Annotated in this window: 13 protein-coding genes and 2 pseudogenes; 11 read left to right on the top strand and 4 right to left on the bottom strand. The window is 47.0% G+C overall.

Going from position 1 to position 12,264, the window contains the following annotated elements; all coding sequences use genetic code 11:
- Positions 1 to 212, bottom strand: a pseudogene (locus tag GY683_RS08095) (MBL fold metallo-hydrolase); the annotation flags it as partial.
- Positions 213 to 327: 115 nt separating this feature from the next.
- Between GY683_RS08095 and creC the strand changes: the two are divergent.
- From creC to nqrM, 4 genes are all read left to right on the top strand, one after another.
- Positions 328 to 1,776: a two-component system sensor histidine kinase CreC gene (creC, locus tag GY683_RS08090; RefSeq protein WP_297288243.1), complete on the top strand. Its 1,449-nt coding sequence runs from the start codon at positions 328 to 330 to the stop codon at positions 1,774 to 1,776.
- A gap of 93 nt (positions 1,777 to 1,869) precedes the next feature.
- Positions 1,870 to 3,180 carry a cell envelope integrity protein CreD gene (gene creD, locus GY683_RS08085; protein WP_297288242.1) on the top strand — a complete coding sequence of 437 codons (1,311 nt, stop codon included), beginning with the start codon at positions 1,870 to 1,872 and terminating at the stop codon, positions 3,178 to 3,180.
- Complete coding sequence (locus GY683_RS08080) at positions 3,167 to 3,328, top strand: hypothetical protein (RefSeq protein WP_297288241.1); 162 nt, start codon at positions 3,167 to 3,169, stop codon at positions 3,326 to 3,328. Before creD ends, GY683_RS08080 begins: the two co-directional genes overlap by 14 nt.
- A gap of 116 nt (positions 3,329 to 3,444) precedes the next feature.
- A complete protein-coding gene (gene nqrM / locus GY683_RS08075) occupies positions 3,445 to 3,693 on the top strand; it encodes a (Na+)-NQR maturation NqrM (RefSeq protein WP_080702180.1) in 249 nt (82 codons plus the stop codon).
- A gap of 90 nt (positions 3,694 to 3,783) precedes the next feature.
- On the opposite strand, the gene rlmB is transcribed toward nqrM, so the two are convergent.
- On the bottom strand, positions 3,784 to 4,629 hold the full coding sequence (rlmB, locus tag GY683_RS08070) for a 23S rRNA (guanosine(2251)-2'-O)-methyltransferase RlmB (protein WP_297288240.1): 846 nt from the start codon (positions 4,627 to 4,629) through the stop codon (positions 3,784 to 3,786).
- A gap of 108 nt (positions 4,630 to 4,737) precedes the next feature.
- Here rlmB and GY683_RS08065 point away from each other — a divergent pair, with 108 nt between their 5' ends.
- The 7 genes from GY683_RS08065 to xerD are packed head-to-tail and all read left to right on the top strand — an operon-like array spanning position 4,738 to position 9,350.
- A complete protein-coding gene (locus GY683_RS08065) occupies positions 4,738 to 4,935 on the top strand; it encodes a hypothetical protein (protein WP_297288239.1) in 198 nt (65 codons plus the stop codon).
- Positions 4,910 to 6,625, top strand: a complete 1,716-nt coding sequence (gene recN / locus GY683_RS08060) for a DNA repair protein RecN (RefSeq protein WP_297288238.1) — start codon at positions 4,910 to 4,912, stop codon at positions 6,623 to 6,625. The genes GY683_RS08065 and recN overlap by 26 nt, the downstream gene beginning before the upstream one ends.
- A gap of 18 nt (positions 6,626 to 6,643) precedes the next feature.
- On the top strand, positions 6,644 to 7,210 hold the full coding sequence (locus tag GY683_RS08055) for a YqgE/AlgH family protein (protein WP_046698801.1): 567 nt from the start codon (positions 6,644 to 6,646) through the stop codon (positions 7,208 to 7,210).
- Entirely contained in the window at positions 7,210 to 7,698 is a 489-nt protein-coding gene (gene ruvX, locus GY683_RS08050; protein ID WP_046697328.1) for a Holliday junction resolvase RuvX, read from the top strand. Before GY683_RS08055 ends, ruvX begins: the two co-directional genes overlap by 1 nt.
- A 32-nt stretch (positions 7,699 to 7,730) precedes the next feature.
- On the top strand, positions 7,731 to 8,192 hold the full coding sequence (locus tag GY683_RS08045; RefSeq protein WP_297288237.1) for a hypothetical protein: 462 nt from the start codon (positions 7,731 to 7,733) through the stop codon (positions 8,190 to 8,192).
- The gene (gene tusA / locus GY683_RS08040) at positions 8,189 to 8,419 is read left to right on the top strand and encodes a sulfurtransferase TusA (protein WP_046700496.1); all 231 of its coding nucleotides are present in this window, start codon (positions 8,189 to 8,191) and stop codon (positions 8,417 to 8,419) included. The genes GY683_RS08045 and tusA overlap by 4 nt, the downstream gene beginning before the upstream one ends.
- A gap of 1 nt (position 8,420) precedes the next feature.
- Positions 8,421 to 9,350, top strand: a complete 930-nt coding sequence (xerD, locus tag GY683_RS08035; RefSeq protein ID WP_297288236.1) for a site-specific tyrosine recombinase XerD — start codon at positions 8,421 to 8,423, stop codon at positions 9,348 to 9,350.
- On the opposite strand, the gene GY683_RS08030 is transcribed toward xerD, so the two are convergent.
- Both GY683_RS08030 and GY683_RS08025 read right to left on the bottom strand, forming a co-directional pair.
- A complete protein-coding gene (locus GY683_RS08030; RefSeq protein ID WP_297288235.1) occupies positions 9,340 to 11,847 on the bottom strand; it encodes a DEAD/DEAH box helicase in 2,508 nt (835 codons plus the stop codon). The genes xerD and GY683_RS08030 overlap by 11 nt on opposite strands.
- Before the next feature lie 88 nt (positions 11,848 to 11,935).
- A pseudogene (locus GY683_RS08025) lies at positions 11,936 to 12,264 on the bottom strand (restriction endonuclease); the annotation flags it as partial.

The raw sequence follows: 12,264 nt of genomic DNA, 5'->3' as shown, positions 1-12,264 counted from the left end.
GCATGGGCGTGGGTCTCAATGATGTATTTGACCGTCAAATCGTGCCTTGTGATAAAATTGATGAGCTTATCAGCATTATCATGACTTACCCGTCCCGACACAGGGTCATAATCTAGGACAGGGTCAATGATGGCACACAGCTTGGTGTCGTCATCAATAAGTATGTGGCTATACGTCTCAGTCTGTGGGTCCAAAAAAGAATGTACATTCATGTATCCGCTCCTTATCAGTCATCAGTTTGGTTCTTTATAGCATAACTCGTAGGCTCATACAATGCTATTTTAGATAATTCTAAAATAAGACAAATCAATCAAAAAATTTATCATCATGCCAACTTTTCACACCCTACTTGACCGCCTTTTTAAAAAACGCCTAAGTTTTAGCATTTTTGTGCGAATTTGGCTCACCTTTGTCTTGATTACCCTGTTGTCATCGTCTCTTGCCCTATATTATGTCCAAAAAACGGTGCGACCGTCCGCCAAAAGGGTGGTAGAAGACAGTCTCGTGGATACTTCGGTGCTACTGTCGCACATCGTGGCAGATGACGTGGCAACTTTATCAAAAGATGAATTAAATCAAACGCTTAATACCAAACTATCCCACGCCTTTACCAACCCTGATGAACCGCTTTGGTATCATCAAAAATCCAAAAGCACTTACCACATCTATATCACAGACGGCACAGGCGTGGTCATCTATGACAGTCTTGGGGCGAGCGTGGGGATGGATTTTAGCCGTTGGAATGACGTGTATCTGACCTTGCGTGGTAAATACGGGGCAAGAAGTACCGACATCGGGGGTCATTCGGTCATGTATGTGGCAAGCCCGATTGTGTCGGACGGGCGGATCATTGGCGTGGTGTCCGTTGGCAAACCCACCCAAACGCTCATTCCCTACATCAACAAAAGCACCGATGAGATTATTAAGATTATCTTAACGATTATGGCAATCACGCTTGCCACCGCCACGCTCATGGCATGGTGGTTAAGGCGCAGCATAGACAGCGTAAACCGCTACACCAAAGGGCTTGCCAGTACCGCCCCGCCCCATTTTTATCTTGGGCGAGAGCTAAACGAACTCATGGCGAGCATTCACGCCATGAAAGACACCATAGAAAACAAGGCGTATGTGAGCGAGTACGTCCACACGCTCACGCACGAGCTAAAATCGCCCCTGACCGCCATTCGTGCCAGTAGCGAGATTTTGACGGACGAGCTGACAGGTGCCGAGCGTGAGCAGTTTACGGGCATTATCCTATCGCAAACGGACAAATTGACCGCCCTAGTGGATAGACTTTTGACCCTTGCCAAGATTGAACAGCCTACTTTCAAACTTACCATGAGCGATGTTGATTTGGATGCACTCATTCAAACCTGCCTAAATCAGCAGTCGGCAACCCTAAAACAGCTTGGCAGAACCGTGCAATTTGACAAAAGCGGTATCTGTATCCTTGCCGATGAGTTTTGGCTTGCCCAAGCGGTGCAAAACGTCATTGACAACGCCATTTATTATGGCAAAAGTGCGATAGCCATTCATATAAGCCAAACCGAGACGGATACGTTTATCCATATCAAAAATGACAGCGACACGCTGGACGACTTTATCATCAAGCGAGCCTTTGAGCGGTATTTTAGCATAGGCAAATCCGCCCAGCAAAAAAGCACGGGGCTTGGGCTAACCCTTGTCAAGCAAGTGATAGAGCTTCATGGCGGGGCGGTGAGTTTTGGGCAGGATAAGGATAATTGTGTGGTTGTGGTAATGAGTGTGCCACGCTGATTTCACACATTTTCCATAAATCCGCCCCGTTTTTCCATCATTTTTGCACACAGGATTTGTACTATTTGCATAAATTTTCCGTAGGAGTAATTTATGCAAAAAACCTTTACCATCAAACTGTTCATCATCGCTACGCTGTGCTTTTTATTCGGCGTAGGGATGATGTTTATAAACTCTCTAGTTTACGAACGCTCAAATTACCACCAAAGCGTAATGGAGGAAATCAAAACCATGCACGCAGGCGATCAGTTCATGATTGCGCCATTTTTATTGATTGGTGATGCGCCCGTTTTCGCCCAGAGCAGCAGCATCACAGGCACAAGCGATGTACAGGATGACAAATATCGCCGTGGTATTTATCACGCCATCAGCCACCAAAGTAGCCTAGACATCTCCCAAAAATACCAGCCCATCACCCCACCAAAGACCGAAGATGGTGCTACGACACCCGTCAGCCTGATCATCCCCATATCCGATCTTCGCGGCGCAAGCAACGCCAAAATCACCATCAACGGCAAAGAGCATCCGACCAAGTTCAACACTCAAGGCAAATATCATCTATCCTACATCGAAGCCACCATCACCGACGATGCACGCACTCTGGATGAGCCCTTGAACATCCACACCAACCTGAACGTCTTGGGTATCGACAGTCTGCACATCGCCCCGACAGGCGATAATGCTCAAGTTTCATTGGCGGGCAATTGGTCAGAGCCTAAGTTTTTGGGTGATGCACTGCCAAATAATAAACGCATAGACGCCACAGGATTTAGCGCCGATTGGCAGAATGATTTTTTGGCAACTGCCAACACACAAGCCATCATCAGCGCCAGCGAATGTAAGAGCGAGTGCAGTCCCAATCTTCATAACAACCTAAACCATCTGGCAGTGGCGTTCGTTAATACCACCGACACCTACACCTTAACTGACCGCGCCATCAAATACGCACTGCTGTTCTTGGTTATTTCATTTGGTACGTTCTTTTTATTTGAGACCATGAAGAAGCTGCGCATTCACCCACTACAGTACGGTCTGGTGGCGAGTGCCTTATTGATGTTTTATGTGCTGCTGCTGTCGCTTGCTGAACACATCGCCTTCTATGCAGCCTATGGCATCGCGGCAGGTGCATGCGCCTTACTCATCGGGTTCTATACCTACTACGTGCTGGGGGGCGCCAAGCGTTCTGGTGCATTTACGGTCTTATTATCATCACTTTATGCAGGATTCTATTTTATCCTATCGATCGACGAACTTAATCTACTGTTGGGCGCAGTTTTTTGCTTCCTACTGTTAGCGGCGGTCATGTTCATCACGCGCAAGGTGGATTGGTATGCTCTAGAACTAAACCCAATAAAGCTAAGCCAAACCCATCAATCAGAAGGAGATAACCATGCAAACTCATGATCTGATCGGCTTGTCCAAATCTGCCATCATGCGGCATTTTGAAGGCGCGGTAGAGTTTTTGCATTGGCTGTATCTGCCAACATTGGGGCTAATTCTTAGCTTTGACAAGCAAATCTGCTGCCAAGTAAATCCTTTACCAAACCACTAAACGCACCAAAACCATACAAAAATCAGCCACGGGTTTACAAATGTGGCTGATTTTTTGTGCAAAAAAGCTTATAATAGAATAAATTTATCTTGCCATCTGACAAAAAGGAGCAAGCCATGACTGACATGTTTTATCAATTTTTACCTGTATTTGCGGTGACTTTTGGTATTTTTTTGCTGTTTTTCTTATTCATGGGCGTGGGCTATTTGGTAAAAAAACAACCCCTAAAAGGCTCATGCGGCGGTGTCGCCAACCTCATGGGTGATGAATATTGCCAGTTCTGCGGCAACGACCCCAATAAATGCGAAAGCAACATGGACAAGGCAACCAGTGATAAAGCCAAAAGCTTGGCAAAATCTGCATAAAGCTGAATCATGTTTCACGTGGAACACACTAAAAAATAAATCGCCCAAGCTCAAAAGTTTGGGCGATTTATTATGGTCGTTTTACTAAGGTTATTTGGCACGCTGTCTTGTTACTTCATACAACGCCATGCCTGTGGCGACACTAACGTTAAGACTCTGAGGTCGATCAGGATTGTCCGCCATCGGGATATAGACCAGCGTATCGCAATACTCACGCGTTAAGCGTCTCATGCCATCACCTTCTGACCCCATGATGATGGCAACCTTACCCGAAAAATCACAATCATACAAGGGCTTGGCTGTCTCATCTAGGGCGGTACCAAAGACGAACACGCCTGATTTTTTGAGGACATCCAGACTACGAGCCAAATTCGTCACCGCCACCAATGGGATGACTTCTGCCGCCCCGACCGATACCTTAGCGACCGTCGGAGTGATGGAGACGCTTTGGTGCTTGGGGATGATGACCGCATCCACGCCCATCGCACTGGCAGAACGCAGGCACGCGCCCAGATTATGCGCATCGGTGATCTGATCCAACACCAAAAATAACGCATCCGCCTTATCGCACAGTGCCACAAGATCGCTCTCATCATACAGCTTCGGCGCTCGTGCAGACACCACCACGCCCTGATGCTGATGGCTGTCGCACAGCTCGGCAAGCTTGTCTTTGTGCGTCATCTGCACACTCACGCCCACATCTTTGGCAAGCCTCATGATGTCATCATGCGTCTGACTGGTCGCACCGTCTTCGCGCAGCTGCACGAATAATGCCAACGCATCCTGTGGCCGGTGCTTTAATAACGCTGTCACCGCATGAATGCCATAGAAATGTGGCGTGCGATTGGGTTTGGCTTTTGATGAATTTGGCTTGCCCGACTTGTCTTTTTTGAATTTATCGGCGGATTTGGCGAATGCTTTGGGTGCTTTTGACATAAAAATGGGCTTATTAAGAAGGTAAAATCTTTGATATTGTGGCAAATTTATGCCAAATTGTCAAAACATCGCCTGGTAATGGTAGATAATTTTATCCAGCACTTTTGAATGGCAGGCATCATCCCCATTATAACCCTAAATCACCTAAAAATAACCGATGCCGCCCACGATGGTGTGCGTCGCTATCTCACGCATGCATTAAAATTAACATTTCATAAATTGCTAAATCAGCATAAATTGATTATCATAAACCGCCGCCTTTTTACGGAAAAATGTCGCCATGTTGGTATCTCTAAGCCTAAATAATCTTGCCCTAGTCGAGGAAAAAGAAATCAGCTTTGATGAGCGTTTTAACGTCATCACGGGTGAGACGGGTGCGGGTAAGTCATTGATTTTAGATGCATTATCCTTATGCGCTGGGGAACGTGCTGACAGCGGCATCGTGCGTCATGGCTGTGATGAGGCGACGGTTTTTGGCGAATTTGACATCACCAATAACGATGAAGTCACCGCATGGTTCGCCGAGCACGAGCGCGAATTAGAAGAAGACACCCTGCTCATCCGCCGTAAGATCAGCAGCCAAGGGCGTTCAAAGTCGTGGATCAACGGCGTGCCCGCAAGCATCAGCGAGCTAAAATCACTGGGGCAAATTCTCGTCAATATCCACTCTCAGCACGCAGGACTTGAATTATTAAAGCCGCAATTCGTCATTGATTGGCTGGACAAGATTGGCGAGCTCACCACTTTAAAGACCGCCACCAAAACAGCCTATCAGAACTGGCAAACCATCAAAAAACAAGCCGATGACGCAAAAAGCCAATCTGTACAACGTGCCGATCGCATGGCATTACTGTCCGCCAAGCTTGCTGACATCGAACCGCTGCTGTCAGTGAATTTCGATGAGATCGAAAGCGAATATGACGAACTGTCAAACCTTGAAGCCTTGATGACCGAGGCGATGATGGCGGTGAATTTCTTGGACAATGACAGTGATGAGCCTAGCGTGGCAAGTCTGCTGGGCCGTGCGATGCGTATCTGCGATCACAGCGCGGATAAGAGCAAGATATTTAGCGAATGTAGTCAGCTGTTGGCACTCGCCCAAGAGCAAATCATGGATGCCACCGCCAAGCTCTCCGACTATGCCGAACAGTCGCTACCTGACGAAGAACGCCTGCATGAGCTGAACACCCTGCTTGGGCTGGCTCACCGGCTGTCTAATAAATACCACACACCTGTGAATGAGCTGATCGCGGATGCCTCGAACTGGCAAGCCGAACTTGATCATCTGGGTGGTCTGCCCGATAATGATACGCTTGATGCCAAGGTCAATGAAGCCTATGAATCATATTTGTCAGCGGCAGAAGCGCTCGATAATGCACGTATCGCCATCGCGCCTGACATCTGCGAGCGCCTAGAGGCGAGACTGCTGCCGCTTGCTCTGCCGAATGCACGCTGCGAATTTGCCTTCAATGCCAAAGACGAAAGCCAATATAACGCACACGGTAAATACGACATCGCACTCTTGTTCAGTGCCAACGTCGGCATGCCTCTACAGCCATTACACAAGGTCGCCTCAGGGGGCGAGCTGTCGCGCATGGCGCTCGTCATGCAGGTGATGGCAGCAGGTGATGGCAAAGGCAGCCGCCCAACGCTGGTATTCGATGAAGTCGATGTGGGCATCAGCGGCGGCACAGCGCAGGTCGTGGGCGAACTACTTCGCAGTCTGGGCAAACATCAGCAACTGCTCGCCATCACCCACCAAGCCCAAGTCGCTGCCGCTGCACACCGCCATATTCTGGTCTATAAAGACCACGGCGAGCAGACCACCAGCGATATCAGCGTCATCACAGGCGAACATCAGATCGATGAACTGGCACGCATGTCAGGTGGTGTGAACATCACTGAAGCCACGCGCAACCACGTCAAGAGCCTGCTGGCTGATATCGCCCACGCCGATCAGATTGGCGCGAGTGCTGATGCCAACTTAAATAATTAGATAAAAACAACACACACAATGAATAAAAAAACCAATCCAAAAAACCTTGCACATCATTTCTTGTTGGCAAGTCCACAGATGGATGATGAGCGCTTTGAAGATACACTGATCTATGTCTGCCGTCATAATGCCGATGGCGCGTGGGGCTTTATTGTTAATCAGCCCCTATCCATCTCGGTAGGTGGGCTCTTGCACGAGCTGGATCTGCCAAGCTCACAGATCGCCATGAACACGCCTGCCATCAATGGCGGACCGATGCGCCCTGATGCAGGCTTTGTGCTGCATACAGGATTGCCCGACTTCAAATCAAGCTTTGCCATCGGAGAGAATGTCTGCCTGACCACCAGCAAGGACATCCTAGAGCGCCTGTCAGAAGACAGCATGGCGCATTATCTGATGTGCATGGGTTTTTGTACTTGGGGCAAGGGTCAGCTTGAAGACGAGCTTGAAGCTGGAGACTGGCTGATTTGCCCTGCTGATCTACAGATACTGTTCCGCGCACCGTTTGATGAGCGACTGTCCTTAGCTTATGATAAAATCGGTGTCAAACCCACCGCCTTCGTCACCACTCAAGGACGCGCCTAATGACTGACAAACCAACTCTCATCCTTGCACTGGATTTTGGTGTCAAAAAAATGGGTATGGCGCTGGGTAACAGCCTAAGTAAAGATGCACGCCCCTTTGACATCCTAGCGATGAATAACGGTCAGCCCGACTGGGATAACCTGCTTGGCATCATTGAGACTTGGAAAATCGACGAAATACTGGTGGGCTTACCGCTGAATATGGATGGCACGGATTCGATGCTCTCAAAGCGCGCGCATAAATTCGCCCGCCGCCTATCGCATCGCCTTGGCGAACGCAAACACCCCGCCAAGGTCTTCACTTATGATGAACGTCTAAGCTCTGCCGAAGCGCGTTCATTGGCGTGGGAGCGCGGCTGGATGCAGAATGAGCGCGACCCAATCGATGACATCGCGGCTTGCATTCTGTTGGACGGTTATTTTTATGCGCCAGAGCTTGCCCAATATGTCGGCAGCTACCATGACAATCCCACCAAGGGCAAAGACTAACTTTATTTTGACAACATTCACTTAAGACACTCATGACTCATACCGCCACACTCATCGCCCGCACCAAAGAAGCCATCCGACTTGCCAATATTAGCATCTATCTGGGCATAGCAGCCATTATCTGCTTTGGTGTGTTTGGTACATTGGCTAGCATGGCAAGCTTTAAGGACAACGCGCTCATCTATTACGCCTTTCATTACCTGCCTTATGTGCTGATCGGGCTTGGCATTCCGCTGAGTCTATTTCATGCGATGTTCTTGCAGCGTTATCGCATCATGCAAGGCGGAATCTTGGCGACGATCCTACTAACCGCCGTTATCTTGGTCGCTTTTGCTGTTGGCATCTATGTGCTGCATGGTGCAACCACGACTTTCTTTATGAGTGTGTTTTTGGCGATGGTAGCGTGGTTTGCCATGCCGTATGTGTTTCGGGTGAATTTAAAGAAATTTTTAAACTTTTTAGAAGACAAACAAAAAAGCGAAACCAACTCATGAGCGATCATCAATTAGACACCACAGGACTCATCTGCCCAGAGCCCATCATGCTGCTGCATAAGACCATCCGTAAGGCGGCAGGCGGCGAGCGCATCGAAATCATCGCCACCGATCCTGCGACGACGCGCGACATTCCGAATTTCTGTCGGCATCTGGGGCATACGCTAGAGAATCAAGAAACCCTAGCAGACGGCAAATACCGCTATCTGGTCATCAAAAAATCCTAACATGAGCAAAGTCCGCGCCAAAGAGCCTCGCACGCCCACCATCACCCATGTGACGGGCGATCCCGTCTATCTGACCGAATTTCGCACGGCGATGCTGGCACGCGGTCTGTCGGTGCGCACGCGTAACGCCTACATCAGAGACCTAAGATTGTGCATGGCGACCACCGACAAGCCTTTGACGACTTGGGATAAAGCGGACGTGTATCACTGCCTAGAATCTGCCCAATCCCAAGGCAAAAATCCGCGCACCATCTCTAGAATGCTCGCCAGCCTGCGCCAGTTCTTCTTGTGGCAGATTGGCAATGAAGTGCGCCTTGACAACCCCTGTCAAGACATCAAGAACCCAAAAGTCACCAAATCCCTACCCAAGACCTTATCCGAAGCCGACATCACACGCCTACTAGACACGCCAAATATCGCCACCGTGCGCGGACTGCGCGACAAAGCGATGCTTGAAGTCATGTACGCCTGCGGGCTGCGCGTGAGTGAGCTCGTGAATCTATCGCTAGAGCAGGTCAATCTCAACGCCGGCTGGCTACAGATCACCGGCAAAGGCAACAAGACCCGCCTTATCCCGCTGGGTGAATACGCCCAAAACGCCCTACAAGACTATCTCATCAGACGCGGCGAACTGCTGTCAGGCAAGAGCGACTGCCAAGCGGTGTTTCTCACCGAACAAGGCGGCTACATGACACGGCATAATTTTTGGCACATGATCAAAAAATACGCCATCCTCGCCGACATCAACACGGACATCTCGCCCCACACCCTGCGTCACGCCTTCGCCACACATCTGGTCAATCACGGCGCGGATCTGCGCAGCGTGCAGCTACTGCTCGGGCACAGCGACCTATCCACCACGCAGATCTACACCCACGTTGCCACGGCACGCTTACAGACGCTCCACGCTGAGCATCATCCTAGGGGGTAGCGTTGATTGGGTATTTGATGACGGTATTAAACAGCCCCAAATACGCCGTTTTCTTATCAATCCCTGTATATTCAAGGCTAGCATCTTCATAGCGTTTGAATTTATACACCGCATCATTCATCACGCTTTCATCAAACACATTTAAAGACACCAACAATTGAAAATCCTTTTGTGTTAGACCTGTTACTTTGGTAAACAGTTCAGGTTCAAGCTCTTGTATCACATCTTTTAAACTGTGTTCCCGAAAATCACTTAAATACATAAAAATCGGAATGCGAGTGGCAAATTTGATGAGTTTATCTTGAATTTGTTTTCGCAGGGATTTTTGTTCCTTTTCTTCATCGGTTAATGTCTTTTTGTCTTCTTTTGACAATTCGCCATCATTGTCTTTGGCTTTTTCTTTTAAACCTTTGATTTTTTCAGAGCGGTTAATGACGACTTCAATATCATCATTCAAACTTCTAAATTCTTCAATTTTCATCAAAGCGTCCATGACATCTTGATTTTTCATCAGATTTTGCAAGGTAAAATCATCAACATTCACCAGCATTGCCGACTGCCAACGCCTTGCCAGTAGCGTGGCGGTCGTGCCACTCATCGCCATATCCAGCAATAGTTTGGCATCCACCTGCTGCATCGCACTGCCGTCATAGGCAAGCACTGGCAAAAACTGGATAAATTCGGCGACTTTCGTCTCAGGATTGCCCTGCTCAGGATTGAGTTTTGAGGCATAATCGGCAATCTGGCGTAAGGCACGATTTGGCGCAAAATCAAAAACATAGCACTGATGTTTGATGATTTGACCCTCATCATCGCCACGCACCACCCACGGGGTCTGCACCCGAAACGCCGATTGAAAATACGTCTCAGGACTTGACATATTTCTAAGCATAAAAATCCCTGTCCACGCAGGCACACTCACCCCCGTCATGAGCTTGCCACACGACAGCGTAATGGATTTTGTGTTTAAAGGATTGTCGCCAATGGCATTATTCACAGGAACAACAGCGTCCGCCCCCATGCCTGCACTACTGCCTGCCGACACAACAACCTTGTAATCGTGATAAAATTTATTATGGGGAGCTTGTAATAAATTTGCCATGGCAAAACAACTTGCCACACTTGGCAAATACCAAATGGTATGCAACAGGCTATTTAATAAATTCACATCACTAAACGGCATGGGCGGTTTGGCATTGCCTTGTTTTAGATTATGAATTATCATCTCGTCTAGATTATCACGGATTAAATCTAGCCATTTTTGCACTTCATCTTGATGTTTGAACTTGGCATTGTTGCCTGTGCCGTCCGCCTTAAAAAACTCACCCAAATCAAACTCATTAAATTCCCCGCCTGTGGCGATTTGGCGGATATGCTCAGGCAATTGATAAGTCAGCAACATCATCTGTGGCAATGACAAATAAGGATTATCGCCCCATACTTCTTTGTGTGGGCTATTATCCCATTCTAATTTGGCTTTTTGTTCATCGCCATAAGTCCAGTTAAAAATCTGCTCTTCAATAAATTCGCCACTGGCAATCGCTCGAAATGGCGTACCTGATAAATACAAATAATGCTCTGTGGTAATTGGCAATTCATTTTCATCAAAACTTTCTACGTCAATTTCCATTTCTTGATATTCATTTTGCATTTTTGCCAATTCATCATCTTTGGCAAACAATCCTTTGGCACTATCACGCCACGCCCCAAAATGATATTCATCAAACACAACACAATCCCAATTCATTGCGTGAATTTCTTGGTTTTTGGCTTTGATATTACCAAACTTATCTCTACCCAAAACATCTTGAAAAGACGCAAAATAGACCATCGGGCGAGTTTTATCATAGTTTTCTAGCTTGAATTCACTATCACGGCTGATAAATTGCCAACCATTAAAATCGCTGTGCGTGGTTAAATCTTCCTGCCACGCATTTTTGACCGCAGGTTTAAAGGTTAAAATCAGTACCTTTTTCCAATTCATCTTTTTGGCTAATTGATAGGTAGCAAAAGTTTTACCAAATCGCATTTTGGCATTCCATAAAAAATGCGGTGTGCGGTGATTGTTTTTATCTTGTTTAATCGCATTAAAATAATAAGCGGTTTTATTCACAGCGTCTAATTGCTCTGGACGCATTTTAAAATCTTGTGTGCGTTGCCGTTCAAAAATTTTGGCTTTCTTAATATTTAAAATGGCGTTTTTGACAGTTTCAATATTACATTCAAACCATTCGCCTGCAATGCGCTTAATGCCCATTTTCTTTAATTCATCAAAAACAGCAAAATCTTTAAAATAACTGCCATCATCTTTAATCGCCAAAGTTTCAAATTCCAATTTCCAGCTTTGACTTGGGGTAACGGTGGGATAATGCTGTTTCATTCGCTGGCTTACCGTTTCTTGGGCGGTATAGCCCACTTTAAGACAATTTGGATAACGGCTGTCTGAATAGACATAAATTTTTGGGGCGTGGATTTGGTTAAAGGTTGTTGGGGTCATTTTTTATTCCTATTTGGTAAGGTGCGTACCACGCACCCGATCATATTACTTACTCAAATGGTGCGTTATACGCACCTTGCGACTAATATTATTCGCCACTCTCCAAATCCAACTGCGATTGTGCGGTCTTTTTACCACGAGATTTTTTGACTTTTTCGCCTGTACCGTTATCCATTGGGCGTATCATACTTTCAATAAAGTTGATTTCATCTTTGGATAAGCCATATTTGGCATAAAGCTGTTCATCTGTCCACGCACGGCTAAAATCTTGCATTGGTACTAAAGCATAAGTTGCCTTTGTGGTATTTTGAGTATTTTTAACCAAAGTAACCATAAAGTGAAAAAATTTTGTACTCATATAGCTCATTACATTATTGCAAACATCTTCACTTTCAAAAGTGCCAACAACTAAATAAG

It is taken from the genome of Moraxella sp. (assembly GCF_024227015.1).
In the GTDB taxonomy this organism is placed as follows: domain Bacteria; phylum Pseudomonadota; class Gammaproteobacteria; order Pseudomonadales; family Moraxellaceae; genus Moraxella.
Note: the sequence above shows the minus strand (reverse complement) of the source record. Positions and strands in the feature narration are given on the sequence as shown.

Coding starts and splice junctions, on each gene's coding strand:
- rlmB (WP_297288240.1), bottom strand. CDS start 4,629: ATGTCAAAAGCACCCAAAGCATTCGCCAAATCCGCCGATAAATTCAAA.
- GY683_RS08080 (WP_297288241.1), top strand. CDS start 3,167: ATGCAAACTCATGATCTGATCGGCTTGTCCAAATCTGCCATCATGCGG.
- GY683_RS08055 (WP_046698801.1), top strand. CDS start 6,644: ATGAATAAAAAAACCAATCCAAAAAACCTTGCACATCATTTCTTGTTG.
- tusA (WP_046700496.1), top strand. CDS start 8,189: ATGAGCGATCATCAATTAGACACCACAGGACTCATCTGCCCAGAGCCC.
- GY683_RS08030 (WP_297288235.1), bottom strand. CDS start 11,847: ATGACCCCAACAACCTTTAACCAAATCCACGCCCCAAAAATTTATGTC.
- creD (WP_297288242.1), top strand. CDS start 1,870: ATGCAAAAAACCTTTACCATCAAACTGTTCATCATCGCTACGCTGTGC.
- ruvX (WP_046697328.1), top strand. CDS start 7,210: ATGACTGACAAACCAACTCTCATCCTTGCACTGGATTTTGGTGTCAAA.
- nqrM (WP_080702180.1), top strand. CDS start 3,445: ATGACTGACATGTTTTATCAATTTTTACCTGTATTTGCGGTGACTTTT.
- xerD (WP_297288236.1), top strand. CDS start 8,421: ATGAGCAAAGTCCGCGCCAAAGAGCCTCGCACGCCCACCATCACCCAT.
- GY683_RS08045 (WP_297288237.1), top strand. CDS start 7,731: ATGACTCATACCGCCACACTCATCGCCCGCACCAAAGAAGCCATCCGA.
- GY683_RS08065 (WP_297288239.1), top strand. CDS start 4,738: ATGGCAGGCATCATCCCCATTATAACCCTAAATCACCTAAAAATAACC.
- recN (WP_297288238.1), top strand. CDS start 4,910: ATGTTGGTATCTCTAAGCCTAAATAATCTTGCCCTAGTCGAGGAAAAA.
- creC (WP_297288243.1), top strand. CDS start 328: ATGCCAACTTTTCACACCCTACTTGACCGCCTTTTTAAAAAACGCCTA.